This window comes from Aeromonas sp. S15(2024), from assembly GCF_041402265.1.
Taxonomy (GTDB): Bacteria; Pseudomonadota; Gammaproteobacteria; order Enterobacterales; family Aeromonadaceae; genus Aeromonas; species Aeromonas dhakensis.
The window spans coordinates 144,063-170,737 of sequence record NZ_JBGLQY010000009.1; the positions used below are offsets into that span (position 1 = coordinate 144,063).

Annotated in this window: 26 protein-coding genes; 8 read left to right on the forward strand and 18 right to left on the reverse strand. The window is 62.8% G+C overall.

Translation table 11 applies throughout. The features are described from left to right. The first annotated feature begins 221 nt into the window (after nt 1–221). Both ACB033_RS17430 and ACB033_RS17435 read left to right on the forward strand, forming a co-directional pair. The gene (locus ACB033_RS17430; RefSeq protein ID WP_162519954.1) at nt 222–1,757 is read left to right on the forward strand and encodes an EAL domain-containing protein; all 1,536 of its coding nucleotides are present in this window, start codon (nt 222–224) and stop codon (nt 1,755–1,757) included. A 208-nt stretch (nt 1,758–1,965) separates the two neighbouring features. After that, nucleotides 1,966–3,063: a calcium:proton antiporter gene (locus ACB033_RS17435; protein ID WP_005308064.1), complete on the forward strand. Its 1,098-nt coding sequence runs from the start codon at nt 1,966–1,968 to the stop codon at nt 3,061–3,063. Between the two features lie 73 nt (nt 3,064–3,136). Here ACB033_RS17435 and hutH read toward each other — a convergent pair whose 3' ends face one another. From hutH to ftsY, 10 genes are all read right to left on the reverse strand, one after another. Further along, nucleotides 3,137–4,669, reverse strand: a complete 1,533-nt coding sequence (gene hutH, locus ACB033_RS17440) for a histidine ammonia-lyase (RefSeq protein WP_139726150.1) — start codon at nt 4,667–4,669, stop codon at nt 3,137–3,139. Nucleotides 4,670–4,673: 4 nt separating this feature from the next. Further along, a complete protein-coding gene (hutU, locus tag ACB033_RS17445; RefSeq protein WP_139726151.1) occupies nt 4,674–6,383 on the reverse strand; it encodes a urocanate hydratase in 1,710 nt (569 codons plus the stop codon). 45 nt (nt 6,384–6,428) lie between these two features. Continuing rightward, on the reverse strand, nt 6,429–7,367 hold the full coding sequence (gene hutG / locus ACB033_RS17450) for a formimidoylglutamase (protein ID WP_042049227.1): 939 nt from the start codon (nt 7,365–7,367) through the stop codon (nt 6,429–6,431). After that, nucleotides 7,360–8,595, reverse strand: a complete 1,236-nt coding sequence (hutI, locus tag ACB033_RS17455; RefSeq protein ID WP_162519955.1) for an imidazolonepropionase — start codon at nt 8,593–8,595, stop codon at nt 7,360–7,362. Before hutI ends, hutG begins: the two co-directional genes overlap by 8 nt. A gap of 155 nt (nt 8,596–8,750) precedes the next feature. After that, on the reverse strand, nt 8,751–9,455 hold the full coding sequence (hutC, locus tag ACB033_RS17460) for a histidine utilization repressor (protein WP_005308057.1): 705 nt from the start codon (nt 9,453–9,455) through the stop codon (nt 8,751–8,753). 11 nt (nt 9,456–9,466) lie between these two features. Then, nucleotides 9,467–10,126, reverse strand: coding sequence for a carbonate dehydratase (gene can / locus ACB033_RS17465; protein WP_005308055.1), 660 nt, complete (start codon nt 10,124–10,126; stop codon nt 9,467–9,469). Nucleotides 10,127–10,323: 197 nt separating this feature from the next. After that, nucleotides 10,324–11,178 carry an RNA polymerase sigma factor RpoH gene (gene rpoH, locus ACB033_RS17470; protein WP_005308053.1) on the reverse strand — a complete coding sequence of 285 codons (855 nt, stop codon included), beginning with the start codon at nt 11,176–11,178 and terminating at the stop codon, nt 10,324–10,326. Nucleotides 11,179–11,629: 451 nt separating this feature from the next. Continuing rightward, nucleotides 11,630–12,586 carry a permease-like cell division protein FtsX gene (ftsX, locus tag ACB033_RS17475; RefSeq protein WP_005308051.1) on the reverse strand — a complete coding sequence of 319 codons (957 nt, stop codon included), beginning with the start codon at nt 12,584–12,586 and terminating at the stop codon, nt 11,630–11,632. Continuing rightward, nucleotides 12,586–13,254 (reverse strand): cell division ATP-binding protein FtsE, encoded by a 669-nt coding sequence (gene ftsE, locus ACB033_RS17480; protein ID WP_005308049.1) that lies wholly within the window; start codon nt 13,252–13,254, stop codon nt 12,586–12,588. Before ftsE ends, ftsX begins: the two co-directional genes overlap by 1 nt. 90 nt (nt 13,255–13,344) lie before the next feature. Then, complete coding sequence (gene ftsY / locus ACB033_RS17485; protein ID WP_139726153.1) at nt 13,345–15,282, reverse strand: signal recognition particle-docking protein FtsY; 1,938 nt, start codon at nt 15,280–15,282, stop codon at nt 13,345–13,347. Between the two features lie 110 nt (nt 15,283–15,392). Here ftsY and rsmD point away from each other — a divergent pair, with 110 nt between their 5' ends. Next, on the forward strand, nt 15,393–16,022 hold the full coding sequence (gene rsmD / locus ACB033_RS17490) for a 16S rRNA (guanine(966)-N(2))-methyltransferase RsmD (protein WP_371140666.1): 630 nt from the start codon (nt 15,393–15,395) through the stop codon (nt 16,020–16,022). A 120-nt stretch (nt 16,023–16,142) separates the two neighbouring features. Then, entirely contained in the window at nt 16,143–16,454 is a 312-nt protein-coding gene (locus ACB033_RS17495; protein WP_005308045.1) for a DUF1145 domain-containing protein, read from the forward strand. A gap of 38 nt (nt 16,455–16,492) precedes the next feature. On the opposite strand, the gene ACB033_RS17500 is transcribed toward ACB033_RS17495, so the two are convergent. After that, entirely contained in the window at nt 16,493–16,858 is a 366-nt protein-coding gene (locus tag ACB033_RS17500) for a YijD family membrane protein (protein WP_005308044.1), read from the reverse strand. A 20-nt stretch (nt 16,859–16,878) separates the two neighbouring features. Next, nucleotides 16,879–17,499, reverse strand: a complete 621-nt coding sequence (gene fabR / locus ACB033_RS17505; RefSeq protein ID WP_005308043.1) for an HTH-type transcriptional repressor FabR — start codon at nt 17,497–17,499, stop codon at nt 16,879–16,881. A gap of 149 nt (nt 17,500–17,648) precedes the next feature. Here fabR and ACB033_RS17510 point away from each other — a divergent pair, with 149 nt between their 5' ends. Beyond that, nucleotides 17,649–18,767, forward strand: coding sequence for a fatty acid desaturase (locus tag ACB033_RS17510; protein WP_095591846.1), 1,119 nt, complete (start codon nt 17,649–17,651; stop codon nt 18,765–18,767). 477 nt (nt 18,768–19,244) lie between these two features. Here the strand turns inward: ACB033_RS17510 and ACB033_RS17515 are convergent, their stop codons facing one another. After that, complete coding sequence (locus ACB033_RS17515; RefSeq protein WP_139726155.1) at nt 19,245–20,498, reverse strand: phospholipase D family protein; 1,254 nt, start codon at nt 20,496–20,498, stop codon at nt 19,245–19,247. Nucleotides 20,499–20,575: 77 nt separating this feature from the next. Here ACB033_RS17515 and ACB033_RS17520 point away from each other — a divergent pair, with 77 nt between their 5' ends. Next, nucleotides 20,576–20,722 carry a hypothetical protein gene (locus ACB033_RS17520; RefSeq protein WP_005308040.1) on the forward strand — a complete coding sequence of 49 codons (147 nt, stop codon included), beginning with the start codon at nt 20,576–20,578 and terminating at the stop codon, nt 20,720–20,722. A gap of 7 nt (nt 20,723–20,729) precedes the next feature. Here ACB033_RS17520 and ACB033_RS17525 read toward each other — a convergent pair whose 3' ends face one another. The 3 genes from ACB033_RS17525 to tatA form a co-directional block, all read right to left on the reverse strand. Beyond that, a complete protein-coding gene (locus ACB033_RS17525) occupies nt 20,730–22,154 on the reverse strand; it encodes a lytic transglycosylase F (protein ID WP_054543904.1) in 1,425 nt (474 codons plus the stop codon). A gap of 213 nt (nt 22,155–22,367) precedes the next feature. Next, entirely contained in the window at nt 22,368–22,670 is a 303-nt protein-coding gene (locus ACB033_RS17530; protein WP_026141206.1) for a YfcZ/YiiS family protein, read from the reverse strand. Nucleotides 22,671–22,684: 14 nt separating this feature from the next. Next, nucleotides 22,685–22,846: a twin-arginine translocase TatA/TatE family subunit gene (gene tatA / locus ACB033_RS17535; RefSeq protein ID WP_005308036.1), complete on the reverse strand. Its 162-nt coding sequence runs from the start codon at nt 22,844–22,846 to the stop codon at nt 22,685–22,687. Nucleotides 22,847–23,119: 273 nt separating this feature from the next. On the opposite strand from tatA, the gene ACB033_RS17540 reads away from it, so the two are divergent. Further along, the gene (locus ACB033_RS17540; RefSeq protein WP_017764704.1) at nt 23,120–24,088 is read left to right on the forward strand and encodes a LysR substrate-binding domain-containing protein; all 969 of its coding nucleotides are present in this window, start codon (nt 23,120–23,122) and stop codon (nt 24,086–24,088) included. A 139-nt stretch (nt 24,089–24,227) separates the two neighbouring features. Here ACB033_RS17540 and ACB033_RS17545 read toward each other — a convergent pair whose 3' ends face one another. Together ACB033_RS17545 and ACB033_RS17550 are read right to left on the reverse strand one after the other, a co-directional pair. Then, nucleotides 24,228–24,827, reverse strand: a complete 600-nt coding sequence (locus ACB033_RS17545) for a YhgN family NAAT transporter (protein WP_010635400.1) — start codon at nt 24,825–24,827, stop codon at nt 24,228–24,230. A 102-nt stretch (nt 24,828–24,929) separates the two neighbouring features. Next, nucleotides 24,930–25,175 carry a YecH family metal-binding protein gene (locus tag ACB033_RS17550; RefSeq protein ID WP_017764705.1) on the reverse strand — a complete coding sequence of 82 codons (246 nt, stop codon included), beginning with the start codon at nt 25,173–25,175 and terminating at the stop codon, nt 24,930–24,932. A 208-nt stretch (nt 25,176–25,383) separates the two neighbouring features. On the opposite strand from ACB033_RS17550, the gene ACB033_RS17555 reads away from it, so the two are divergent. Further along, nucleotides 25,384–26,667 carry a dicarboxylate/amino acid:cation symporter gene (locus tag ACB033_RS17555; RefSeq protein ID WP_026141205.1) on the forward strand — a complete coding sequence of 428 codons (1,284 nt, stop codon included), beginning with the start codon at nt 25,384–25,386 and terminating at the stop codon, nt 26,665–26,667. Nucleotides 26,668–26,675 lie beyond the last annotated feature (8 nt).

The following is a 26,675-nucleotide window of genomic DNA, read 5'->3' on the forward strand; positions in this document are numbered from 1 at the left end:
AACCGCACGGCTACTCTAGCCACTTCAGATAAGCTGGACAATTGTCATTTATGACAGGTCAGCGATTGAATCTTCAGCAGCCGATTTTATAAAACCATTATTTATCAGCAGATTATAAATCTACGACACAAGTGTGATCGCCTCCGCTCAAATCGATGCAGCTAATGCACTATGATGATGCCACTCATATGCATCCTATTCGCCCATCAGGCAGGTGCCCCTTGCGAACCATCTCCCCACTCTGGCTCACTCTGTTGCTGTTCTGCCTGCCGCTGCTGGCCAGTCTGCCCCTCAGCCAGCTGCTCGGCGGCACCCTGGCCCACCAGCTGCTGCAGAAGAAGAAAGAGGAGATCAATGCCGCCCTGGTGGAGCGCCATCAGGTACTGGACGAGAGCATCCGCAACCAGCTGGTGCAGTTCCATTTTGACTGCGGCGAGCAGGACATGGCATTGCTGCGGGCCCCCCGTTTTTACAACGAACACATCCGCATTCAGGGGCTGCTGCTCGCCTCCGGTGGCGGCTGTTCCAGCCTGGGGATGGATCTGCCCTTCACCCTGGCCGAGCTGCCCCCCTACCCCAATCAGGATGCTTTCGGGATCGCGGCCACCCAGGCCCGCTTCAACACCGAACAGGAGATAGTCGCCTACTACCGCAGCGGCGGCAACATAGTCTACTGGGTGCTGAGCAACAGCTGGAGCCACGCCCTGCTGCAATATCCCTGCGCCAACTGCTTCTACCTCGAATTCAGCCAGCTGCAACCGGGGGGCTCCAGCCCGACCTTCCCCCGCGGCGACAGCGCCATCAAGGAGGAGGCGGGCAGTCAAAGCCTCAGCCTCAGTTTTCTCGATCCCCACGAGCAGATCCGGCAGACCCTGTGGGCGGGCCGGGCGCTCGAGCAGTACGCCTTGCAGCAGGCCCGCTACTACGGGCTCTGGTGCGGCGCCGCCATCGGGGCCCTGCTGGTCGCTGCCTACTGGGGGCTGCGCAACTACCGGCGCTCTCTCAAGGGATTGTTGCAGGCCGGGCTGGCGCGGCGGGAGTTCGTCCCCTTCTACCAACCCGTGGTAGACAGCCGCAGCCAGCAGGTGGTGGGGTTCGAGGCGCTGCTGCGCTGGCAGCGAGGCGGCGGCCTGATCCCGCCAGGGGCCTTCATCGACTATGCAGAAGAGCAGGAGCTGATCCTGCCCATGACCAGCCAGCTGTTGGAAAAGGTCATCGCCGACCTGCCCAAGCTCATCCCCGGCCAGTGGGTCAGCGTCAACATAGTGGCCTCCCATCTGGAGCAACCGCACCTGCGCAACCTGCTGCTGCAGCACGGCTGGCCCTCTCCCGCCCAGCTCACCTTCGAGCTGACCGAGCGCAAGCCCATCACCGACATCGAAACGGCGAGCGCCGAGATCGGCGCCCTGCAGCAGCGGGGCTACCACTTCAAGCTGGATGACTTCGGCACCGGTTACGGCGGCTTCGCCTACCTGCAGCGACTCGGCATCCGCCAGATCAAGATCGACAAGATGTTCGTCGACACCATAGGCACAGACGATCTCAAACGCAGCGTGCTGGATGCCACCATCGCCTTTGGCCGCGAGTCGGGCATGGAAATGATCGCCGAGGGGGTCGAACGCCAGGATCAGGTGGAATATCTGGACCAGCACGGCGTGCACCTGATCCAGGGTTACGTCTATGCCCCGCCCATGGCCCTGACCAAGCTGAAGATCTGGCTGCTGTCCTGGTACCAGAACCACGGGGGCGAGCGCTGAGCCAGCCTCTGCCCTCTCGACCGCACAGGCGAGCACCACTCTGTGCTGGCAGCGGGTGAGGATGCGGCCCCCCTCATATCTTGCAACAAAATGTTTTTTCCTTGCGCGGACAACAGCCTTTATCATTGGCAGGGCCGTCACTGCGGTGACGTGCCATCCTGCTCCATACCCGTCGGCTCACGCCGCCCCGAGATGAGAACCACTGCCTATGAAGTCATTTATCCGGCAAGAGATTGCCCTGCCCGTCGGCCTGCTCACCCTGCTCTTCTTCAAGACGCTAGGTAGCGACCTGCTGACAGAGACAACTCCGCTCGGGATCTATCTTCCGGTGTCGGCTGTGCTGCTTGCCATCGTCACCTGGGCAATCTTCTCGGTGGTGCGCCACTCCGATGCCCTCGCCATCAAGCTGGGCGAACCCTTCGGCACCCTGATCCTGACCCTGTCGGTCATCTCGCTGGAGGTGGTGATGATCTCCTCGGTCATGCTGACCGGCGAACCCAATCCGGTGATGGCCCGCGACACCATGTTTGCGGTGGTGATGCTGGTGACCAACGGCCTGGTGGGCTTCACCCTGCTGTTTGGCGGCTGGCGCTACCACACCCAGAGCTTCAATCTGGACGGGGTCAAATCCTATCTGGTGGCCATCATTCCGCTGGCGCTGCTCTGCCTGGTACTGCCCAATTTCACCGAGGGGGGCAACATCGGCAGCATGTCGAGCGCCATGTCTTGGATGCTGATCATCATCTCTGTGCTGCTCTACGGCGTCTTCCTGCTGATCCAGACCCGCAGTCACAGCCACTTCTTCATCGACAGCGATCACGAGGATTACGAAGAGCACCACGGCCCGCTGCAGAGCAACGTCTACCACACCCTGTTGCTGCTCGCCTATCTGGTGGTGGTGATCCTGCTGGCCAAGACCCTCGCCATTCCCATCAACCACGGGGTCAAGGTGCTGGCGGCGCCGCCGGCGCTGGGGGGCTTCATCGTCGCCTGTATCGTGCTGGCCCCCGAGGCGGTCGGCGCCATCAAGGCGGCCTTCAACAACCAGCTGCAGCGGGCCATGAACCTCTACTTCGGCTCTGTGCTGGCCACCATCGCCCTCACAGTGCCCGCCGTGCTGTTCATCGGCGCCATGCTGGGGCAGGAGGTGCGTCTGGGCCTCTCCGCCGCCGACATGGTGCTGCTTATCACCACCCTCATGGTGTGCAAGGTGACCTTCAGCAGCGGCCGCACCAATGCGCTGCACGGGGCTACCCACCTGGTGTTGTTCGTGGTCTACCTGTTCCTGATGTTCGAGCACGAATAACCGCTGGATCAGCAACCCCAGCAACGAAAAGACCGCCCGATGGGCGGTCTTTTGTCATGGGCTGGGTGGCCGCTTAGAGGCTCGGCAGCACGCCGGCCGGGATCAGGTCGTTATAGCTGGCACGGCCCAGCAGGGCGGCGGCTGCCTCGATGTCCGGCGCGAAGTACCTGTCCTTGTCGTAGAAGCTGACTTCTTCGCGCAGGCGGCCCTTGGCCAGCTCCACCAGCTCGGTGGAACGCAGCGGTGCGCGGAAATCCAACCCTTGCGCTGCCGCCAGCAGTTCCACCGCCAGGATGCCGCGGGTGTTCTCGGCCATGTCCGCCAGCCGGCGACCGGCGAAGGTGGCCATGGAGACATGATCCTCCTGGTTGGCGGAGGTGGGCAGGCTGTCCACCGAGGCCGGGTGGGCCAGGGTCTTGTTTTCGGAGGCGAGCGCCGCCGAGGTGACCTGGGCGATCATGAAGCCCGAGTTCACGCCGCCGTTGTTGACCAGGAAGGCCGGCAGACCTGACATCCGCGAGTCGATCAGCAGCGCCATGCGACGCTCTGAGAGCGAGCCTATCTCGGCGATGGCCAGCGCCAGGTTGTCGGCGGCGAAGGCCACGGGTTCTGCGTGGAAGTTGCCGCCAGAGAGAATGTCCTCATCCTCGGCAAACACCAGCGGGTTGTCGGAAACCGCGTTGGCCTCGCACACCAGCACCTCGGCGGCCTGACGGATCTGGGTCAGGCAGGCACCCATCACCTGGGGCTGGCAGCGCAATGAGTAAGGATCCTGCACCTTCTCGCAGTTGTGGTGGGACATGCCGATCTCGCTGCCATCCACCAGCAGGTGGCGGTAGCAGGCAGCCGCGTCGATCTGGCCGCGCTGGCCGCGCACCGCGTGGATGCGGGCATCGAACGGACGGCGGCTGCCGAGGGCTGCCTCCACGCTCATGGCCCCTATGGTGATGGCGCCGGCGTAGAGATCCTCGGCGTGGAACAGCCCTTCCAGCGCAAAGGCGGTGCTCGCCTGGGTGCCGTTGAGCAGGGCCAGTCCCTCTTTCGGTGCCAGCGCGATGGACTCCAGGCCTGCAATCTTGAGGGCCGTGGAGGCGTCGATCAGCTCGCCCTTGTGGCGCGCCTTGCCTTCACCGATCAGCAGGCAGCTCATGTGGGCCAGCGGCGCCAGGTCGCCGGAGGCGCCGACGGAGCCCTTCTTCGGCACCACCGGATACACCTCGGCGTTGATGAGGCGCATCAGGGCCTCCAGCACCACCAGCCGGATGCCGGAGAAACCACGGGCCAGGGAGTTGAGTTTGAGCACCATCATCAGCCGCACGGTGGCGTCATCCATGTACTCGCCGATACCGGCGGCATGGGAGAGCACGATGGAGCGCTGCAGCTCGTCCAGCTGTTCCACCGGAATGCGGGTGTTGGCCAGCAGGCCGAAGCCGGTGTTGATGCCATACACCACCCGGTTTTGCTCGATCACCTTGGTGACCACGGCGGCGGAGGCGTGGATCCCCGCCAGGGCGGCCGGATCCAGCGAAACGTGTACCGGCTCGCGGCTGACGCGGCGCAGGGTGGCGAGATCCAGCTCGCCCGGGGTAATAGTCAATTCAAACATGGTGTTACACCTTTCCTTTGACACCGTTGGCGCCGTCAATCATCGGCAGATCCAGTTTCTCATCAACGGCACAGTTGATGGCAATTTCGTAGCCTGCGTCGGCGTGACGCATTACCCCGGTGGCCGGGTCGTTGCGCAGCACGCGGCCGACCCGCTTGGCGGCGTCGTCGGTGCCGTCACAGACGATCACCACGCCGGAGTGCTGGGAGAAGCCCATGCCGACCCCACCACCGTGGTGCAGGGAGACCCAGGTCGCCCCGCCGGCTGTGTTGAGCAGGGCGTTGAGCAGCGGCCAGTCGGAGACGGCATCGGAGCCGTCCATCATGGATTCGGTCTCGCGGTTAGGGCTCGCCACCGAGCCGGAGTCCAGGTGGTCGCGGCCGATGACGACGGGGGCTTTCAGCTCGCCGTTCTTCACCATCTCGTTGAAGGCCAGGCCCAGGCGCACCCGATCCTTGACCCCGACCCAGCAGATCCGCGCCGGCAGGCCCTGGAAGGCGATGCGCTCGCGGGCCATGTCGAGCCAGTTGTGCAGGTGGGGATCGTCCGGGATCAGCTCCTTCACCTTCTGATCGGTCTTGTAGATGTCTTCCGGATCGCCGGAGAGGGCCACCCAGCGGAACGGGCCAATGCCCTCGCAGAACAGCGGGCGGATGTAGGCCGGCACGAAGCCCGGGAAGTCGAAGGCATTCTTGACCCCCTCTTCCAGCGCCATCTGGCGGATGTTATTCCCATAATCGAGCGTGGCGGCGCCGCGGGCCTGCAGGGTCAGCATGGCCTCCACCTGGCGAGCCATGGAGCGGCGGGCGGCCACATTGACCTCTTGCGGCGCGCTCTTCTGCAGGTCGCGCCACTGGGCCACGCTCCAGCCCTGGGGCAGGTAGCCGTGGATCGGGTCGTGGGCTGAGGTCTGGTCGGTCACCACGTCCGGCGTGATGCCGCGGGCCACCAACTCGGCAAAGACGTCGGCGGCATTGCCGAGCAGGCCGACGGAGACGGCAGTGCCGCTCTGTTTGGCTGCCTCGACCATGGCCAGCGCCTCATCCAGGCTATGGGCCTTCTTGTCGACGTAGCGGGTCTTGAGGCGAAAATCGATGCGGGTCTCGTCGCACTCCACGGCGATCATGGAGAAGCCGGCCATGGTGGCGGCCAGGGGCTGGGCACCGCCCATGCCACCCAGGCCCCCGGTCAGGATCCAGCGCCCCTTGGGTTCGCCGTTGAAGTGCTGGTTGGCCACCGCGAAGAAGGTCTCGTAGGTGCCCTGCACGATGCCCTGAGTGCCGATGTAGATCCAGGAGCCGGCGGTCATCTGGCCGTACATCATCAAGCCCTTCTTGTCGAGCTCGTTGAAGTGCTCCCAGTTGGCCCAGTGCGGCACCAGGTTGGAGTTGGCGATCAGCACCCGCGGTGCGTCCTTGTGGGTCTGGAACACGCCGACCGGCTTGCCGGATTGCACCAGCAGGGTCTCGTTCTCCTCGAGGCGGGTCAGCACCTCGACGATCTTGTCGTAGCAGGCCCAGTTGCGGGCAGCGCGACCGATGCCGCCGTACACCACCAGGGACTGGGGATGCTCGGCCACTTCCGGATCCAGGTTGTTCATCAGCATCCGCAGTGGGGCCTCGGTGAGCCAGCTCTTGGCAGTCAGCTGGGTACCGTGGGGAGCACGGATGATCCGGCTCGGATCGTGGCGGGGATCCTGGTGTTGTACAGACATAGACACTCCTTGTTTAGCGATACGGTCAGGCGGCGCGGTGCGCCGCTACTTGGTCAACTGGTGAACCAGGCGCGCGGCCACGCGGGCGCTGCGGTTGTCCTGATCCAGGTTCGGGTTGTACTCGGCCAGATCGGCAAGCCTGAGCTTGCCGCTGGCCCGGATATGGGCGATCAGCGGTTCAATGACCGCCAGCTCCACGCCGCGGGCGGCAGGGGCACTTACCCCCGGCATCACGGCGGCAGGCAGCACGTCGAGATCGATGGTCAGATAGAGGTGGTCACAGCGGGCGATAAAGGCATCCAGCCCGTTGAGCAAGGCTGGCAACTCGGTCGGCGTCATCGCCTCGTCCAGCTCGTGCCACACCCCCAGCGCCTCGGCGCGGGCAAACAGGGCCGCCGTGTTGGCGGTCTCGGCCACCCCGAGGCAGGCGTAGGTAAAGGGCGAGCCCTGGGCGACGCACTGCTCGGCAATCTGGAAGAAGGGGGTGCCGGAACTCGCCTGCTCCAGCTTCATGCGCAGGTCGAAGTGAGCGTCGAAGTTGATGATGCCTACCCTGCCACGGCCGCCCAGATGACGGTTGAGGCCGCTCCAGCTGCCAAACGCCACCTCGTGACCGCCCCCCAGCACCAGCGGAAACTGGCCCTGCTCCAGGGCTGTGGCGACCCGCTCGGCCAGCCGCTCGTGGGCGGCGTCGAGATCGCCATCCTCGCAGTGCACATCGCCGCCGTCGTAGACGGGCTGGCCCAGATGCCAGGCCGTGTTGGCGAGCAGCTTGCGCACCGCCAGCGGCGCACCGGCGGCGCCGACGCGCCCCTTGTTGCGGCGCACCCCTTCGTCACAGGCGAAGCCGAGCAGTACCACGCCGGGTTCACCGCGTCCCAGCCAGGGCAGCACCCTGTCATGCCAGCGCAGGGCCAGTTCACCGTCTTCCGGATCCTGACGTCCCTGCCAGACCGACATGTCGATCCCGTTGAACTTATCCATGCAGAGTCTCCTCCCCGTTGACCACCCGGCTCACCAGCTGATCGACGCCGATGAGGTAGCAGAGTTCGGCCGGATGGCCGCAGTTCCAGACCAGGAAATCCGCCAGCATGCCGACCCTGAGCTGCCCCAGCTGCTCCTGCTCGCCAAGCGCCCGGGCGGCGTGGCGGGTCACCCCGGCCATGGCCTCCACCGGGGTCAGGCCGAACAGGGTGCAGGCCATGTTCATGGCCATCCGCAGGGAGACGATGGGGGCCGTGCCCGGGTTGATGTCGGAGGAGACCGCCATCGGCACTCCCGCCTTGCGCAGTGCGGCGACCGGCGGCAGCTTGGTCTCCTTGAGGAAATAGAAGGCGGTGGGCAGCAGAGTCGCGACCACGCCGCGGTGAGCCAGCGCCTGGACCCCTTCCGGATCCAGATACTCCAGATGATCCACCGAGAGGGCCCCGAAGTTGGCAGCCAGCGTGCTGCCGCCCAGGTTGGAGAGCTGATCCATGTGCCCCTTCACCGCCAGGCCATATTGATCCGCCGCCAGATAGACCTGCTCGGTCTGGGCCAGCGAGAAGCCGATGTGTTCGCAGAAGACGTCCACCGCATCGGCCAGGCCCGCCTCGGCGGCGGCCGGGATGATCTCCTGACAGATGGTCTCGACCCAGGAGTCGGGATCGTCGCGATACTCCGGTGGCACCGCATGGGCTGCCAGCAGGGTGGTCTTGACCCGGATCGGCAGCGCCTCCCCCAGTCGGCGGGCGACCCGCAGCATCTTGAGCTCGTCCGTCAGGGTGAGGCCGTAGCCGGACTTGATCTCCACCGTGGTGACCCCTTCGCGGATCAGGGATTTCACCCTCGGCAGCGCCAGATCAAACAGCTGATCCTCGCTGGCGGCACGGGTGGCACGCACCGTGCTGATGATGCCGCCGCCTTTGCGGGCGATCTCGGCATAGGGCACACCCTTCTGGCGCAGCTCGAACTCTTCGGCACGGCTGCCGGCGAAGATGAGGTGGGTGTGGCAATCGATGAGGCCGGGGGTAACCAGCTTGCCCTTCATGTCCTGCCAATGGGCGGGATAGGGGCCCTTGAGATCCTGCATGGGCACCAGGGCGTGGATCCTCCCCTCATGAACGCCGAGAGCATGGGGCTCCAGCAGACCGTAGTCGGCCAGATCGGAGCGCAGGGTGGCGGGTGTCACGTTGAGCCAGACCCGCTCGCAGTTCAACAGTTCCTTGTTCATACCGACCTCTAAATGTATATACATTAACTTATATCCGATCTCTGACGGGAAAGAAAGGATCAAGTTCACATCTTGATAACAGCGTGTTCATTAGAGCTTAAACACAAAAAAGCCCGCCAGAGGCGGGCTTTGTCAAAAATGATATGTATATACAATTAGCTGAGGCTGGTCTTGGAGCTCAACTTGTAGCGGGAGCCTGGCGAGAGCAGGCGGGCATAGGAGACCAGATAACCGTCGGACCAGGTACGCCGATGCAGCAGCAGGCAGGGGGTGTCGACCCGTACCTGCAGCAAGCCGGCCTCGCCGGCGCTCGGCAGCACCGCCTCCACCACGTGCTCCATCTCGGAGAGAGGGCAGACCTCCATCAGATAACGGTTGGGGGTCTGGCTGGCAAAATCCTGCTCGCCATACTCCGGCAGCCGCTCCGCATCGACGAAGCGCTCCTCCAGCTGCAGCGGCTCACCGTCGGCCTGATGGACGATGAGGCTGTGAAAGATGGGCGCCCCGACCCGCAGCCCCAGCTGCACCGCCACCTTCTCGTCGGCGGCCTGGCGCTGCAGCCGGATCACCCGGCCGCTGTACTCGCTGCCCCGCTCGGCGATCTCGTCGGCGATGTTGCGAATGGCCAGCAGCGGCGACTCGGTGCGCCGGTCCGCCACGAAGCTGCCGGAGCCGGCGGTGCGCACCAGCCAGCCCTCGGCCACCAGTTCGCGCAGCGCCTTGTTGACCGTCATCCGGCTCACGGTGAACTGCTCGCACAGGGCGGCCTCGGTCGGGATCCGGTCGCCCGCCTGATAGTGGCGTTCGCGGATCCCGTCCAGGATGTGCTGCTTGATCTGCAGATAGAGGGCCGGTGCCAACGGAATGCTCCTCAGCGACGGCGGTGGGGCGGACGCATGTCCGGCCAGGCGCGATAGACGTCCGGGATCTGCTCGGGCCCGCTGATGCAGAGATCGAGATCGTGCAGCAGACCGTCCTTGATGCCGTAGATCCAGCCGTGCACCGCCAGCTCCTGCCCCTTGCGCCAGGCGTTCTGGATGATGGTGGTGTGGCAGACGTTGGCCACCTGCTCGGCCACGTTCAGCTCGCACAGGTAGTCGAAGCGCTCGTGCTCATCCTCGATGGCATCCAGCTGCTCGCGATACTTGAAGTAGACATCCTTGATGTTGCGCAGCCAGTTGTCGATGAGCCCCAGCTCCTGGTTCTGCATCGCCGCCTTGACGCCGCCGCAGCCGTAATGGCCGCAGACGATGATGTGCTTCACCTTGAGCACCTCGACCGCGTATTGCAGCACCGAGAGGCAGTTGAAGTCGGTGTGTACCACCAGGTTGGCGACGTTGCGGTGGACGAACACGTCCCCCGGCAGCAGCCCCATCAGCTGGTTGGCGGGTACCCGGCTGTCGGAGCAGCCGATCCAGAGGTATTCGGGGGCTTGCTGGGCGGAGAGGGTAGCAAAGAATTCGGGATCCTCGGCCTTGATCCGTTCCGCCCACTCGCGGTTGTTGGTAAACAAGTCGTTCAAGAGTTTCACTATCTGCTCTCCCTACTGTGGCAGTGGCGGCAACATACCATACACAAGGGTAACCAAGGCAAGGCCGACCAGATCCCCGGCAAGCAAAAACAGGGCCATCAGGCCCTGTTTTCATCAGGAGGCTCAGGCCTCCCTCGTATCTTTCAGCTGCTTGGGTGCGTGCTGCTCAAGCTGACGAACCCGCCCGGCGCACAGGATTATGCTTCCATCGCATCCTTCAGCTTCTTGAGGGCATTCTTCTCAAGCTGACGTACCCGCTCGGCGGAGACGCCGTAGGTATCGGCCAGCTCCTGCAGGGTGGTCTTGCTGTCGTCGTCGAGCCAGCGGGCACGGATGATGTGCTGGCTGCGCTCATCCAGGGTGGCCAGGGCCGAGCTCAGACGACGGGTCGCATGATCGTCCCAGTTGTCATTCTCGATGGTGGCGGCCAGATCGGAGGATTTGTCCTCCAGATAGTGGACCGGCGCGAAACCGCCCTCTTCGTCCTCATCACCGACCAGATCGAACGCCTGATCGTAGTTGCTCATGCGCGCTTCCATCTCGGTGACGTCGGCGGCGGAGACGCCGAGGTCGGCAGCCACGGCCTGCACCTCTTCGTGGTTCAGCCAGCCGAGACGTTTCTTGGATTTGCGCAGGTTGAAGAAGAGCTTGCGCTGGGCCTTGGTGGTCGCCACCTTGACCATGCGCCAGTTGCGCAGCACGTATTCGTGGATTTCGGCCTTGATCCAGTGCACCGCGAAGGAGACCAAGCGCACGCCGACGCTCGGGTCAAAGCGCTTGACCGCCTTCATCAGGCCTATGTTGCCTTCCTGCACCAGATCGGCCTGGGGCAGACCGTAACCGGCATAACTCTTGGCGACGTGAACGACAAAACGCAGGTGCGACATAACCAGCTGACGGGCAGCCTCGAGATCGCCTTCCTGCTGCAAACGCTCAGCCAGCTCACGCTCTTCCTCTGCGCTCAGCACCGGAATCGAGTTTACTGCCTGGATATAGCCTTCCAGACTACCTTGCGGAATCAGAGCCATAGTGCGCTGCAATGAAGTTCCCATGTTCTACCTCTTACTTTTCAATCGAATCAGTCTAACACCCTGAGAGGGCCTGTCTACTGACCGGACGCCATTCTGCGGCCTGCATCAAACATGGCGGGCATGTCTGAACCGGAATTATCTTAGGCCGGCAGGATGAATCATGAATGAACAGTCAAAAAAAGGGGGTCACAATGAAGGACCCCCGAAAAGTAGCATGCTAAGTCCATTGTTGCGGAGCTCGCAACCTTCACATGCTTGCCAAGTCAGACGAGCAAGGCATAGGGGCCACACCCGTATAAATTCTTCGCAATTGTAGACTGCTTATAAATCAGAAGGTTCACAGGATCCAGAGAAGATCCTGAAGACTGGTGCTATCCAGATTACTCCCAGAACGGTGGCCGTGCCAGAAACGGCCACTCTTTTACTTGATCCAGGTCGCAAAATCCAGCGCTTTGAAACGCTGATAAATTAATCAGGACGGTTCGATGTCGCGAATGTGGCGATGGACCGAAAACCAGGAGGCGATCAGACCCAGCAGGGCCCCCAGCAGGATCAGGTTGATCCCGTCCACCGCTCCCATGCCCACCAGCCGGAAGTTGCTGTTGTAGAGACCCGCCAGCTCCTTCACCACCCCTTCGCTCCAGATCACCATCACCTCGGTCAGCCACCAGGCCAGCATGCCGCCAATGACCCCGAACCAGATGCCGGTATAAAGGAAGGGACGATGGATAAACGCATCGGTCGCCCCCACCAGCTTGAGCACTTCGATCTCGGAGCGCTGGTTGAGGATATTCAGGCGCAGGGTGTTGCCGACGATCAGCAATACCGCGGAGAGCAGCAACACGGCGATGCCGGTGATGGTGTGGCGCAGCAGGTTCATGATCCCCTGCAGCCGGGTCAGCCACTGCAGATCCAGCTTGCCCTGCTCGACCCCGTCTTCATTGCTCAATTTGTTGAGCAGCTCGGCCGCCCCTTCCGGGTTCTGCCAGCGCGGATCCGGGATCACGCTCAGCACCGGCGGCAGCGGGTTGCTGTCGAGGTAGTCGAGCGCATCGCCAAAGCCGGAGATCTCGCGAAACTCCTTGAGCGCCTCATCCCGGCTCATATAGGTGACCGACTCCACCTCCGGGTAGAGCAGGATCCGCTGCTTCATGTCGAGGATGTTCTGCTCGGGCAGATCCTTGCGCAGGTAGAGGGAGATCTGGGAACTGGTCTGCCAGCTCCCCTCCACCACCTCGGCATTTTTCAGCAGCACGTGGAAGCAGGAGGGCAGCGCCAGGCTCACCCCCAGCACCGCCAGCGTCATCAGCGAGGCGAGCGGATTGCGCCACAGCTCCCCCAGACTGGCAAAGGCCTGGCGGGCGTGGTCGACCCAGTACATCATGAAACGCCGCAGCGGCGGCTGTTTGTGACGCGCACGAATGGCCATCAGAGCTCCTCCCCGGACGAATACATGCGACCCGCCTTAAGGGTCAGGGTGCGATAGCGCATACGGGCGATCAGCCCCAGATCGTGGGTGGCAATCAGCACGGAGACGCCGAAGCGGTTGAACTCCTCGAACAGCCGCATGATGTCCATGGAGAGCTGGGGATCCAGGTTGCCGGTCGGCTCATCCGCCAGCAGCAGCGGTGGCTTGTTGACGATGGCGCGGGCGATGCCTACCCGCTGCTGTTCACCGCCGGAGAGCATACGCGGCTGGTAGCGCTCCTTGCCGAGCAGCCCCACCTTGTCGAGCGCCGCGGCCACCCGCTTGTTGATGTCCCCATGGCTGTAGCCGTCGATCACCAGCGGCAGCGCCACGTTGTCGAACACGGTTCTGTCCATCAGCAGGCGGTGATCCTGGAAGATCATGCCGATCTGGCGGCGCACGTAGGGGATCTCCCCCCGCTTGATATGGCTGACGTCATCGCCATGAAAGAAGACGCGGCCGTCGGTCGGCCGTTCCATTACGCTGATGAGCTTGAGGAGGGTACTCTTGCCTGCGCCCGAGTGCCCGGTCAGAAAGGCCATCTCCCCCTTGCGCAGATGAAAACTGACCTTCTGCAGCGCCTGATGGCCGCCGCTGTAAACCTTGCTGACCTTGTCAAAACGGATCATAACGGTTCCCTGACAGTGACAAGCCCCGACCTGGGTCGGGGCAGGGGGCGCTCAACTCACGGCACCCGAGCTTGCTCATCGCGAAGACACTCACTCCTCGCGACTGAAAAGCGCCTCGATGAAGTCGTTGGCCACGAACGGACGCAGATCGTCGATCCCCTCGCCCACCCCGATGTAGCGGATCGGGATCTGGAACTTGTCGGCTACCGCGAAGATGACGCCACCCTTGGCGGTGCCATCCAGCTTGGTGAGGGTGATACCGGTCAGGCCAACCGCCTCGCTGAACAGCTTGGCCTGGCTCAGGGCGTTCTGGCCGGTACCCGCGTCCAGGGTCAGCATGATCTCGTGGGGTGCCGCATCGTCCAGCTTCTTCATCACCCGCACCACCTTCTTGAGCTCTTCCATCAGGTTGCTCTTGTTCTGCAGGCGACCGGCGGTATCGGCGATCAGCACATCGGCCCCGCGCGAGCGGGCAGCCTCGATGGCATCATAGATGACGGAGGCGGAGTCGGCGCCGGTGTGCTGGGCAATCACCGGAATGTTGTTGCGCTGGCCCCACACCTGCAACTGCTCGACGGCGGCGGCACGGAAGGTATCGCCAGCGGCCAGCATCACGCTCTTGCCCTCGGCCTGGAACTGCTTGGCCAGCTTGCCGATGGTAGTGGTCTTGCCGACCCCGTTCACGCCCACCATCAGGATCACGTAAGGCTTCTTGCCGGTGTCGATCACCAGCGGCTGCTCGACCTTGGCCAGCATCTCGCCCATGTCCTGCTTGAGCAGGCCGTAGAGCGCCTCGGCATCCTTGAGCTGCTTGCGATCCGCGTGCTGCACCAGCCCCTCGATGATACGGGTGGTGGTGTCGACGCCGAGATCCGCAGTCAGCAGCTGGGTCTCCAGCTCCTCAAACAGCTCATCGTCGATTTTCTTGCCACGGAACAGGCCGAAGAAGCCGGAACCGATATTCTCCTTGGTGCGCACCAGGCTGCGCTTGAGACGGGCGAAGAAACCCTCCCGCTGCGGCTTGTCCTGGGTGTCGTCGTCCACCTTGGCTGCCAGTGGCAATGAGGCCAGCGCGGCGGCCTCAGCCTCCATCTCGGCCACTAGGCGCAGATCTTCCGCCCGCTGGGCCTCTTTGGCGATCCGGGCTTCCTCGGCTGCTTGAGCTTCGGCAGCGATACGGGCCTCTTCTGCGGCGCGAGCTTCAGCGGCAATACGAGCCTCTTCTGCGGCCCGGGCTTCGGCGGCAAGGCGAGCTTCTTCTGCGGCACGGGCCTCGGCGGCAATACGGGCCTCTTCCGCTGCGCGAGCTTCGGCGGCAATGCGGGCCTCTTCTGCCGCACGGGCTTCGGCAGCAATGCGGGCTTCTTCTGCGGCTCGGGCTTCGGCAGCAATACGGGCCTCTTCTGCGGCACGGGCCTCGGCAGCAATACGGGCCTCTTCTGCGGCGCGGGCCTCGGCGGCAATACGAGCCTCTTCCGCGGCGCAGGCTTCGGCAGCAAGGCGAGCCTCTTCTGCGGCACGGGCTTCGGCAGCAATACGAGCCTCTTCCGCCGCGCGGGCTTCGGCAGCAATACGAGCCTCTTCTGCTGCGCGGGCTTCGGCGGCAATAAGGGCCTCTTCCGCGGCGCGGGCTTCGGCGGCAAGACGGGCCTCTTCCGCTGCCTTGAGATCGGCCGCAACCCGGGCAGCTTCGGCAGCTTGCGCCTCGGCAGCTGCGCGCTCCTCTTCCGCGATCAGGGCTTCATTGACGATCACCGGCTCCAGATCGGAGGCACACTCCTCCACCACCAGCGGACCATGGTCGTCCAGCTCGGCAGGTGGGCAGCAATCATCGTGCAAAACGGAATTCTGTGCGCTGGCGGGCACTTCAGCCGCCACGGCTGGCGTAGGATCGGAAACGGGAGCTGGGGCAGCAGCGACCTCGGGCTCAGCGGTAATCGGGGTGGCTTGCGGTGTCTGTGGTTGGACAGCCTCAGCCTCTTCTTTCTTGCGGCCGAAACCCAGCCAGGAAAACAAACCTTTTGCCATCTAAAAATACTCACATCAAAGGCTGACTGCTAAGATAGCCGTCCCTCGGCGGGTCGGCATAAAAATGAACCGCCTTATACTATCACTTTATTTTCTGACGACGAAACGCGATGCCCAGAATGAAATCCAGCCGTAACGGCCCGAGCAAGAGCCCAGCCCCGCAAGGGAAATCGGGCTTTGTAAGAATCATCAGCGGTCAGTGGCGAGGCCGCAAACTGCCGGTCAGGGATGTGGAGGGACTCAGACCCACCACGGATCGCGTCAAAGAGACCATCTTCAACTGGCTGGCTCCGCATGTCCGTGGCACCCGCTGTCTGGATCTGTTCGCCGGCAGTGGCGGCCTGGGGCTGGAGGCGCTGTCGCGCTATGCCGAGCAGGTCACCCTGATCGAAATGGACAAGGGCGCCGCCGACCAGATCAAGAAGAACCTGACCACCCTCGGCAGCAGCCAGGGCCAGGTGATCCAGTCCGATGCCGTCAGCTGGCTGCAGGGGCCGGCCACGCCGTTCGATCTGGTGTTTCTCGATCCCCCCTTTCGCCGCGAACTGCTGCCTCAGGTGTGCGAGCTGCTGGAGCATCGCGGCTGGCTGGCACCGGATGCCCTCATCTATCTGGAGCGGGAGAAGGAGATGGCCGATCTGCCGCTGCCGGCCAGCTGGCAACTGCTCAAGGACAAGCAAGCGGGTCAGGTCTGCTACCAGCTTTATCTGCGGGACATCAACAATGACGCCGAGGTTTAACAGCCGGGTGGCTGGGGAAGATAGGCACGAGCCCCTCCCCGTCAATCTGGACAACGACTCAAGGACAAACAGACCGATCAAATCAGGTCTGCTATCAATGCTATGTGCGGGAGGTAAACGATGAAGCGGGTGTTTAATCTGTTGGCGATGGGTCTGATCCTGTTCTTCTGGTTCGGCGTGCTGGTCAGCCTGATCGCCCCGCTGCCGGGCAAGCTCAACGGCTTCCTGCCGGTGTGCGGCGTGATCGTGATCCTGATGCACTGGGTGCAGGCCAGCATGGTCAAGGCTGCCTGCAAGCCCTACTTCGCGGTGAGCCGGCTCGAGTTTACCCAGGTGCTGGTGTTCGGGGTATTCGGCATGGTTGAGATCCGCGCCAGGCTGCAGGCCATCGTCGATGCCAAGCGGCGCGGCGAAGACAACAAAGCCGGGTAATCCCGGCTCTGTCATGGTGTTGATGGAAGGAGTGCTGGTCACTCCTTCTCTTTTTTCCCCACGCTGATACCGAGCTTGATGGAGAGCACGGCCAGCAGCAGCAACATCATGATCAGCGAGAAGAAGTTGCTGCCAAGTTCTGGGTACTGCACCTTGACCAGCGCCGAATGACCGAACACGCCGATGAAGAAGCTGAGCAGCATGCAGACCGGGGTGTTGCCCTCCAGCGAGACATGACGGTAGTGCTGGTAGAGCTGATAGGCGGCCAGCACGAAGGCGATCATCGGGAAGAAGGAGAAGGGCACCGCAGACTCTGACAAGACCGTCAGGGACGCATCACCACAGATGCCGATGAGCAGGGCCAGCAGCAGGGGTTTCTTCGGAATCGTGTTCTGGTCATGCATGGAGCTGTCCATCCTTTGACTTAAGAGAGAGGTTCACGGCGCTTCTGGTTCTGGACCTCGGCGCCCATGGCGATCATGCGCAGCTGACGGATGGTGCGATCGGACAGGGCCCGGCACTCCTCGCTGGTCATGTCGAGGGCATCGGCACCGGCACTGAAGACGATGGTCACCATGGCCTCGGCCTGGATGTAGGCCTCTTCCCGCGGCGCCCCCGTGGTGGCTTCGAGGTAGTCGGTCAGCTCGGCGATAAAGTGCTGGATCTCCCGCGCCACCGCCTGGCGAAATGCAGCAGAGGTGCCGGAGCGCTCGCGCAGCAGCAGCCGGAAGATGTTCGGGTTGTTCTCGACGAACTCCATGAACGTCTGTACCGAGGTGCTGATGACGCTGCCGCCACCCGCGATGCGCTGACGCGCCTGGCGCATCAACTGGCGCAGGGTCAGGCCGCCTTCATCCACCAGGGTCAGCCCCAGCTCCTCCATGTCGCGAAAATGACGATAGAAGGAGGTGGGCGCAATGCCGGCCTCCCGCGCCACTTCCCGCAGACTGAGGTTGGAAAAGCTGCGATTGGCGCACAGTTGGCTGAACGCCGCCTCGATCAGAGTACGCCGGGTTTTTTCTTTTTGTTGCGCGCGAATACCCACGAAAACAGTCACCTTCAGGTTATCGAGGCCAAATGATAACCCGAAGGCTGCGCCAGGATCAGGTTTGTCTCCTACTTTTTTACCATTGACCCCAATTCCGGCTGCATGGAAAATAGCGCACAGCTGTTCGCTGAAAGGAACCGAGTGAGATGGAACGCCCCCCGATCATCATGACCAACACCCTGCTGTTCGCCCTCTCCGGGCTGACCGCCCTGATCGCCGTGCCCTGGTACGGCATGACCCATGGCTATGACCTCTGGCAGTGGGGCAGCTTCCTGCTGCTGTTCTGTTATTGCGGCATCTCCATCACCGCCGGCTACCACCGGCTCTGGTCGCACAAGGCCTACAAGGCGCACCCGCTCCTGCAGTGGATCTTCGCCATCGGCGGGGCCCTCGCCCTGCAAAACTCGGCGCTGCACTGGTCTTCCGATCATCGTCGCCACCACCGCCACGTGGATGACAACCAGAAGGATCCTTACAGTGCGGGCCGCGGTTTCTGGTTCTCCCACATCGGCTGGATGCTGCGGGAATATCAGCGCGACATCTACCACGACTACAGCAACGTGCGAGATCTGCAGAACAACCCCGTGGTCGCCTTCCAGCACAAGCACTATCTGGCGCTGACCCTGGCCACCAACATCGGCATCCCGCTGCTGCTGGGGCTCGTCCACGGCGATCTGCTCGGCATGCTGCTGCTGGCCGGGGTGCTGCGCATGGTGATGACCCATCACACCACCTTCTTCATCAACTCGCTGGCCCACATCTGGGGCAGTCAGCCCTTCACCGACCGCAACAGCGCGCGGGACAACGGCATCCTGGCCTTCTTCACCTTCGGCGAGGGCTACCACAACTTCCACCACCTGTTCGAGAACGACTATCGCAACGGCATCCGCTGGTGGCAGTTCGATCCTACCAAGTGGCTGATCCGCAGTGCCGCCTGGTGCGGGCTGGCACGGGATCTGCGCGCCTGCCCGGAAGAGCGGATCGAGCAGGCCAGGCTGGAGATGCAGCTGAAACGGGCCCAGGCCAGGCTGCACAGACAGGACGACAGGGAGCTGTGGCAGGCATTGCTGCAAGAGGAGTACGACAAGCTGAGCCAGCAGCTGCAGCACTACTACGCCAGCCGCAAACGCCTGCTGGAGCAGCGCAAGCGCAAGGCGCTGGCCCGTTACGATCAGCTGAAACTGCAGCTGGAGTATCGCAGCCTGCACGATGCCTTCACCGTGGCCAAACGCAACTGGAGCCGCCTGTTGGCAGGCATCGCCTGACCATAGACCGTCAGACGACACAAACAAAAAGACCGCCAATCGGCGGTCTTTTTGTTCAGCCCAGCCAGCAGGCCATAAAAAAATGGGGTGACACTCGCATGTCACCCCCTCGCAAATAGCATGTTCCATATTGGAATCCGGTCCCGTCGGGTTCCTCTCCTGTTTCCTGAGTTTCCGCTACCCATCTGAAGCAGGCTCCGGCTGGAGCGATCCAGTCGGCCGATTCCCTTCACGACCCTCTTCCGCACGACGGCAAGCCGCCGTGTTGTCCTTGCAGTTGAAATATTACGCAGATAAATAAAATAAAAAACCGATATATTTGGCCATCTATGCAAGCATCTGCCGCTCATCCAACTTCAACCAGAAAACAATCTGATTAAAAACAATACGATAAATCACCCCATCGCCATTGGATGGCAAACGTTATCCTCGAAGGCGCACAAGGCTTTGCGAGATCTCGCACAAGCCGTGATCCACTCACAACCAGCGCTGCAACGGCAACCAGTCACTGACCCTGGCCAGCAGGCGGCGCAGGGTCGAGGGCGGGGCAGCCACCGAGTGGGATGAACGCTGCTGCCAGGTCGTCAGCCACTGCTGCAACTCCGCGCACAGCGCGGGGCAGGCCAGATGCAGTACCAGCTCGGTGTTGAGCAGCAGGGAGCGCGGATCCAGATTGAAGCTGCCGAGTAGCGCCTCCTCCTCCCCCACCAGGATCAGCTTGGCGTGCAGGCTGAGAGATGCCCCCTCCAGCTCCGACAGCGCTATGCCCTGGCGTATCAGCCAGGGGCGGTGACGGCGGTAGGCGCCGTACACCAGCGGCACATCCGTGCTGGCCAGGGAGTTGGTCAGGATGTCGATGGTCACCCCCGCTTGACGCTGCTGCCTGAGCCGGCGGCGCAGCCCCCGGGTCAGGATGAGATAGGGGGTGACCAGGCGCAATGTGCCCTGATTGTCGGCCAGTTTGCGCCAGAGCAGGCGCGCCGTGGTGGGCCGGGATACCAGCCCCTTGCCGGGGCGGTCAAACCACACCTCGGCCCGCCCGGCATGCCAGCGCAGGGGGATGGGCTCGGGATCGAACAGGCTGGCCGGCAGGTCATAGACGGCCGCGATCTGCGGCTCGTTCAGGGTCAGCAGGAAGTCGTTCACCACCTGCACCTCGGCCCGTTGCAGCGGGCGGCGCAACAGACGGCGGATCGGGTGGCTCCAGCGGCTGCGCCAGAATTGATCAAACCCCTGCTCGACCCGCTGGCAGAGCGGGCCGCGGCAGGCGAGATCCAGATCGACGAACTGGGGGGCACCGGCGAGTCCGAAGTAACGATCCCCGATATTGCGACCCCCGATCACCGCCTGGCTGCCGTCCACCAGCAGCAGCTTGTTGTGCATGCGGTGATTGATGCGGCGAAAGCTGAGCAGCCCTTCCAGCAGCAGGGTCAGTGGCCGCCAGCCGCGCAACCAGAAGGGATTGAACAGACGCACCTCGATGCCCGGCTGGTGGGCCACCATCTCCAAGAAGCGGTTGTCGCCGGCATAGAGGTCATCGATGAGCAGTTGCACCCGCACCCCGCGTTTGGCGGCATGCAGCAGCTCCGCCAGCAGCAGCTTGCCGCTGCTGTCCTCCTCCCAGCTGTAGTACTGAGCCTGGATCCGGCTTCTGGCGCCGCGGATCAGCTGACAGCGCAGCTTGAGCGCCAGCTCGGGCTGGTCTATCAGGGCGAATTCAGCGGGGATCATGGCGTCATCCGCCTGTCATGAGGAAATGGCATAACGCTGGCTAAGGGCCTCGTAGCAACAGGATGAAGGAATTTACCATGGAACTCACGGATCGCCCCGCCATCAGTCACAGACCGCAGGCCAGTGAGCCGGATCCCTCGCCGAGCGGCCAGCTGACCCCCTGGTATCTGCAACACAGGGATCAGGCCTGGCAGCCTTTCACCTCGCCCGCCCCATCGCACTAGCAGGACGTCAGGGCTGGGCCACCGCCTCGATGGCGGCCGCCTTGCCCTCCAGCTGGGGTAGACTGAAGCGGTAGGCCACATAGTACTTGTAGATGGTGCTGACATAGTTGATGGGACCCTGCCCCACCTCGTTGGCCACCAGCTGCTCTACGTTGCCGAACCAGACGTCGGGATCCAGCCCGGCGGCCTCGGCCTTGGCCCTGAGCGCCTGCACCCGGTTCGGGCCGGCATTGTAGGCCGCCAGTGCAAACAGGTGGCGGTTGAGCACGTCCAGCTTGGGATCGTTGAAATAGGTGTCGAGGATCAACCGCATGTAGCGGCAGGCCGCCTCCACGTTACCCTCCAGGCTGGCGAGGCGAGCGCCGCGAATGCCCACTTCGCTGCCGGTACTCGGCAACAGCTGCATGATCCCCACCGCCCCCCGTTCGGAACGGATATTGGCATTGAGGCCAGACTCCTTGTAGGCCAGCGCCGCCAGCATCAGCCAGTCCAGCCGGTACTTGTCGGCCTGCTGCTCCAGCACCTTGCGGATGGTCGACAACCGGCCCAGCGGATCCGGCGCCAGTATGTTGCTCATCTGGTCGTTGCGAGCAAGCAGGCGGCGCAGGGCCATGTCGCTGTAAAGAGTGCGCTTGCCGGCATCGGCCAGATAGTCGTTGACCGCCTTGAGCAGCTCTGGGCTGTTGTTGCGCAGGGCCCAGGCGCTACGCCCGTTGTCCCGCAGCGGGATCAATTTGTGGGCTCGCAGCCCGCTGATCATGCCGAGCCAGATCCGCCCCTTGAAGCTGTCGGTCACGGTGAGCGGTATGATGCCGGCCGCCACCATCTCCAGCAGATCCCCGTCCTGCAGGTATTCAGGCACGGTTTCGATATAGACGGGGGGCAGCCCCAGCTCGCGAAACAGCCAGTTGAGCTGGCGCAGGCTCTCGTAATAGCTGGAGCTGGCCCGCACCCAGACCCGCCGGCCTGAGAGCTGGGTAATGCGGTTGAAGGTCGGCAGGCTGTGCTGGCTCACCACCCACTCTTCGATGGGGGCGATCACCGGGTTGGAGAAGGTCACCTGTTCGCGCCGGGTCTGCGTCACCGTCATGTTGGCGGCCACCAGATCGCCCCGCCCCTCGGCGAGGTAATCCAGCAGCTTGTCCTGGCGCACCGGGATATAGATGATCTTGAGCTTGATCTTCTCCTTGGCCAGATAGGTCTGGTTCAGCCAGCGCTCGAACCCCTGCAGCTGGTTGACCAGGATGCCGTGCTGGGTCCCCTTGTCGAGGAAGAAAAAGCCCCGCTCATAGACCACCAGGGCCCTCAGCTCTTTCTTTTGCAATATGCTGGCGAGATCCCCTGGCTGGGGCAGCCGCTGCGGTTTGAGATCCGCCGCCAGCAGCGGCAGCGCCCACAGAATGAGCAGGCTCCAGAGCCAGCGCCGCCTCATGGCGTCACCGCCAGTGGCTGTCCGGGCAGGTCAAAGAGGTAATGAGCGACGTGGAGAGGGGTGGCGAAGAGCCTGCGCTGAACCATGATGAGATCGCCTTCTGTTGGCCGACTCGCGTCGGGCAAAACCGTCTGTGGGATAACTAACTATAGAACGCAGACCCACAGCAGAAGGGTCAGCACGGCAGGCGAACCTGCCGTGTTTTCAGGGGGCTCAGATAGAGCGGGCACGCATCTCGAAAATGAGTTTTTCGGCGGTGCAGGTGAATTGCAGGCGGGCTTTCAGGATCACGCCGTTGGCGCCCTGGCTCAGTTCGCTGCTGCTCTTGGCTTCGGCGGTGACCTGCTTGGCCAGCGCCTCGTAGGTGGCCAGCTTGGCGCGGGCGTCGGCCTCTTCGGCGGCCTCGATCACCAGCTCCATCACATCGTCACCCTCGCCGATGATGGTGCCAATTTCGGCGAAGCAGCCGCAGCTGTCACAGGTCTCGTTCAATTCCACTTTCTCTTCTACGGACATCATTCAACTCCCACTTATTTCGGCTGTGATTCATCGTCACGCAAGGCTTTACGAAAATCCCTGATGGCGGTGCCCAGATCTTCCCCGGCGCCGGCCAGGCGTTTGCTGCCAAACACCACGACCACGACGACGAGCAGGATCAACAAATGCCAGATATGAATTCCACCGAGTCCCATAGGGATACTCCTGACTGATAGATACCGATCGTTTGTATCAAAAGAAGGCGCAAAGATTGTTGGGCAAAATCAAGACAGGCGCAAGTTTGCAAATAAATCACCAAAAAATACGGCGACCCAAAGGCCGCCGTATTGCTTGATGCTACTTGTCCCCTCAACCACTACATCCTGTACCAGCCGCCATTGAAGGCGAGAGACGTTTCGAGCATAAGTTCGCCTAGATATGAAAACAAATGGTATAAATTCATCTAAGAATTGAAGAGGATTCATATCATGTTGCTGGAACAGCTGGGGCGTATCGACCTCAATCTATTGATAATCCTGCAAGTTTTGCTGGAGGAACGAAACGGCAGCCGGGCGGCCCGTCGCCTGCATCTGAGCCAGTCTGCCGTCAGCAAGGCCCTCGGCCGACTGCGGGAAACCTTCGACGATCCCCTGTTCGTGCGCTCGGCCTACGGGCTGGAACCCACAGCACGCGCCCTCAGCCTGCAGCAGCAACTGCAGCCGATCCTGCTGTCGCTGGACAACCTGATCCAGCCGCCGGATTTTGACCCGACCACCACCGAGCGGGAGTTCGTCATCGCCAGCATGGACAGCGCCTTTACCCTGTTCGCGCCGCTCTACCTGAGCGAGCTGAAACGGCAGGCACCCGGCATCCGGCTGCGCTACGAGGAGTGGACCGAGAACAGCCTGACCGAGATGAGCCAGGGCCAAGTGGACATCGCCTTCACGGTGCGGGAGAACTGCATCAACTCGGACTTTCGGCTCGACACCCTGCCCAACGCCATCTGCCAGCGGCTGCTCGCCATCGACGATCTGACCTGCCTGGTGCAGCACGACCACCCTGCCCTGCACGAACCCGAATGGGATCTCACCCGCTACCTGGCCTATCCCCACGTGCAGACCTATTGCGAGGGGCGCGACCGCTGGATGCTGGATCACAAGCTGGCGGAGCAGGATCTCTACCGCCGCATCGAGGCGACCGTCCCCTCCTTCGAGGCGGCGCTGCGGATGGGCATGCACTCGGACATGATAGTGACCCTCTCCCGGCTCTACGCCCGCCATGCCACTCAGGTCTACCCGCTGGTACCGCTGCCGCTGCCCATCGCCCTCGACAGCATCTCCCACCTGCTGATCTGGCATCAGCGCCACGAGGAGGATCCTGGCCACCGCTGGCTGCGGGAAACCCTGCTGGCCCTGATCATGGGCAAGCTGGAACCAACAGCGGCCGAACCGGCCTGATACAGGTGCTGGGCCGCGAGCACCCGACAGAATGAGCAAGCTGGCCCCTTCGGCAGCCGCAGGCACCTGATAGCCAAAACGCCGGATCACAAACAAAAAAACGGGGCTCGTCGAGCCCCGCGTCTTTCTTGTTAGCCAGTCAGTTCTGACCGGTCACCGCCAGGTAGTGATGCACCCCGTCGAGCAGCATCTGCACCGAGATCATCACCAGCAGCATGCCCATCAGCCGCTCCACCGCGGTGAGTCCTCGCTCACCCAGCAGCTTGTTGAATACCTCGTAGAACATCAGGATCACCGCGCTGGCGCCCCAGGCCATCAACAGGGCCAGCGACCAGTCCGCCATCCGGGTCGGCTCCTGGTTGGCCAGCAGCAGCAAGGAGGCCAGGATCGAGGGGCCAGCAATCATGGGGATCGCCATGGGCACCAGGAAAGGCTCCTCCCCCGCGGCCAGCCCGGTCACCCCCCCTTCACTCGGGAAGATCATCTTGATGGCGATGAGGAACAGGATTATGCCGCCGGCGATGCTGACCGCCTCCTGCCGCAGGTTGAGGAAATTGAGGATCTGCTGACCGACGAACAGGAAGGCCATCATGATCACCAGTGAAAACAGCAGCTCCCGCATCATCACCTTGCGGCGCCGCTTGGGATCGATATGACGGAGGATCGACAGGAAGACCGGCAGGTTACCCAGCGGATCCATGATCAGAAACAACATGACGGCAGCGGAGAAAGTGTCCATACAACGCCCAGGCTAAGCCTTCAACAAAAGGAGGGGAAAGAGGGCGAAATATAACAAAGGCAGCAAGATTCGGCGAGCGCGGCGGGCGCTCGCCGGCGGGGATCAACCGTGGTTGCAGATCTTGTCGGCGCGGGTCTGGAAACCCTGCTCCGATTCGATGAACTTGCCGCGCTTGGCCAGGAAGTCGATCAGAGCCTCGGCATCCATCTCGCTGGCGCTGCAGGTGTGGAAACGGGCATCCGCCCCGAAGCGTGCGTCGATGGCCTGCTTGAGGCTGGCCCGGGTGAACTGGCCGCCCTGCGCCAGCATCATCTCCATCACTTCGTGGCCGTGTACCGATTGAGTCATTGCAAACCTCTTGAATAGACATATTTGATGCCTATTAAATCCTGCTCCACTGCCGACGACCTTGATATAGACCAACAAATTGCCGATTTCCCTGCCCCCGCACTGGTGATGGTCACGGCTTTGTCGATAATGTGGCAACCTGAGCAGGGGATGGCTACACTAACGCCCCTTTTTGCCACCGCAGACCGAATATAAGGACATTGGCGTCATGCTGTTCCATGGACTGGCTTTCAAACCCTGGCGGATCTGGACCCGCCGTCCGCTCTGGTTGAAGACCCTGCTCGGCATGCTGACGGGGATCGGGCTCGGCGCCGCTTTCAGCGAACAGGCATTGCTGCTCAAACCCATCGGCGTGCTGTTCGTCAACACCATCCAGATGCTGATGGTGCCCCTCATCTTCTGTTCGGTCATCGCCGGCCTCACCTCGCTGCTCAAGGGCAAGGCCCTCGACCGCATCGCCGGCAAGGCCATCGGCCTCTACCTCTGTTCCACCGCCGTCGCCATCTGCATCGGCCTGATGATGGGCTGGCTGCTGGAACCCGGCATGGGCGCCAATATGGGGCCCTATGAGCGGGTCGGCATGGCGGAGTCCCCCACCCTGGCCAGCGTGCTGAGCCACCTGGTGCCGCGCAACCCGGTGCAGGCCATGGTGGACGGCAAGATCCTGCAGGTGATCGTGTTCGCGGTGGCCCTCGCCCTCGCCCTCAACGCCACCGGTCGGCGCGGCCGCCCCGCCATCCTCTTCTTCACCTCGCTGGCGGAGGGGATGTTCAAGCTGACCCAGATGGTGATGGCACTGGCCCCTTACGGTGTCTGTGCCCTGATGGCCTGGATGACCGGCAAGTACGGCATGAGCCTGCTGCTGCCGCTGCTCAAGGTGATCGGCGCCGTCTACCTCGGCTGCCTGCTGCACGTGCTCGGCGTCTACAGCAGCCTGCTGATCCTGCTGGCCCGCCTCAATCCGCTGCACTACTTCAAGAGCATCGTCGATGCCCAGGCGGTGGCCTTCACCAGCAGCTCCAGCAATAGCACCCTGCCCATCAGCCTGGCCTGCGCCGAGCGCCGGCTCGGGGTCTCCCCCGCCATCACCGCCAAGGTGCTGCCCATCGGCGCCACCATCAACATGGACGGCACCGCCCTCTATCAGGGGGTCACCGCCCTGTTCGTGGCTCAGGCCTTCGGGGTGGATCTGCACCTGGTGGATTACCTGACCATCATCAGCATCGCCACCCTGGCCAGCATAGGCACAGCGGGCACGCCGGGCACCGGCCTGATGCTGCTGACGCTGACCCTGACCGCAGTGGGACTGCCGCTGGAGGGGGTGGCACTGATCGCCGGGATCGACCGGATCCTCGACATGGCGCGCACCACGGTCAACGTCTCCGGCGATATCCTGGTTTCCGTGTTGATTGCCCGCAGCGAGCGGGAGCTGGATCTGGCGACCTATCACGACGCCAGCGCGGGGGAGGACATCGACTTCACCCTGCGCTGAGGCAGGGC

Bases quoted from the DNA above. Each gene is read 5' to 3' on its own strand.
- ACB033_RS17435 (WP_005308064.1), top strand. From the start codon at position 1,966: ATGAAGTCATTTATCCGGCAAGAGATTGCCCTGCCCGTCGGCCTGCTC.
- hutH (WP_139726150.1), bottom strand. From the start codon at position 4,669: ATGTTTGAATTGACTATTACCCCGGGCGAGCTGGATCTCGCCACCCTG.
- hutU (WP_139726151.1), bottom strand. From the start codon at position 6,383: ATGTCTGTACAACACCAGGATCCCCGCCACGATCCGAGCCGGATCATC.
- hutG (WP_042049227.1), bottom strand. From the start codon at position 7,367: ATGGATAAGTTCAACGGGATCGACATGTCGGTCTGGCAGGGACGTCAG.
- hutI (WP_162519955.1), bottom strand. From the start codon at position 8,595: ATGAACAAGGAACTGTTGAACTGCGAGCGGGTCTGGCTCAACGTGACA.
- rpoH (WP_005308053.1), bottom strand. From the start codon at position 11,178: ATGGGAACTTCATTGCAGCGCACTATGGCTCTGATTCCGCAAGGTAGT.
- ftsX (WP_005308051.1), bottom strand. From the start codon at position 12,586: ATGGCCATTCGTGCGCGTCACAAACAGCCGCCGCTGCGGCGTTTCATG.
- ftsE (WP_005308049.1), bottom strand. From the start codon at position 13,254: ATGATCCGTTTTGACAAGGTCAGCAAGGTTTACAGCGGCGGCCATCAG.
- ftsY (WP_139726153.1), bottom strand. From the start codon at position 15,282: ATGGCAAAAGGTTTGTTTTCCTGGCTGGGTTTCGGCCGCAAGAAAGAA.
- rsmD (WP_371140666.1), top strand. From the start codon at position 15,393: ATGCCCAGAATGAAATCCAGCCGTAACGGCCCGAGCAAGAGCCCAGCC.
- ACB033_RS17495 (WP_005308045.1), top strand. From the start codon at position 16,143: ATGAAGCGGGTGTTTAATCTGTTGGCGATGGGTCTGATCCTGTTCTTC.
- ACB033_RS17500 (WP_005308044.1), bottom strand. From the start codon at position 16,858: ATGCATGACCAGAACACGATTCCGAAGAAACCCCTGCTGCTGGCCCTG.
- ACB033_RS17510 (WP_095591846.1), top strand. From the start codon at position 17,649: ATGGAACGCCCCCCGATCATCATGACCAACACCCTGCTGTTCGCCCTC.
- ACB033_RS17515 (WP_139726155.1), bottom strand. From the start codon at position 20,498: ATGATCCCCGCTGAATTCGCCCTGATAGACCAGCCCGAGCTGGCGCTC.
- ACB033_RS17520 (WP_005308040.1), top strand. From the start codon at position 20,576: ATGGAACTCACGGATCGCCCCGCCATCAGTCACAGACCGCAGGCCAGT.
- ACB033_RS17525 (WP_054543904.1), bottom strand. From the start codon at position 22,154: ATGAGGCGGCGCTGGCTCTGGAGCCTGCTCATTCTGTGGGCGCTGCCG.
- ACB033_RS17530 (WP_026141206.1), bottom strand. From the start codon at position 22,670: ATGTCCGTAGAAGAGAAAGTGGAATTGAACGAGACCTGTGACAGCTGC.
- tatA (WP_005308036.1), bottom strand. From the start codon at position 22,846: ATGGGACTCGGTGGAATTCATATCTGGCATTTGTTGATCCTGCTCGTC.
- ACB033_RS17540 (WP_017764704.1), top strand. From the start codon at position 23,120: ATGTTGCTGGAACAGCTGGGGCGTATCGACCTCAATCTATTGATAATC.
- ACB033_RS17545 (WP_010635400.1), bottom strand. From the start codon at position 24,827: ATGGACACTTTCTCCGCTGCCGTCATGTTGTTTCTGATCATGGATCCG.
- ACB033_RS17550 (WP_017764705.1), bottom strand. From the start codon at position 25,175: ATGACTCAATCGGTACACGGCCACGAAGTGATGGAGATGATGCTGGCG.
- ACB033_RS17555 (WP_026141205.1), top strand. From the start codon at position 25,384: ATGCTGTTCCATGGACTGGCTTTCAAACCCTGGCGGATCTGGACCCGC.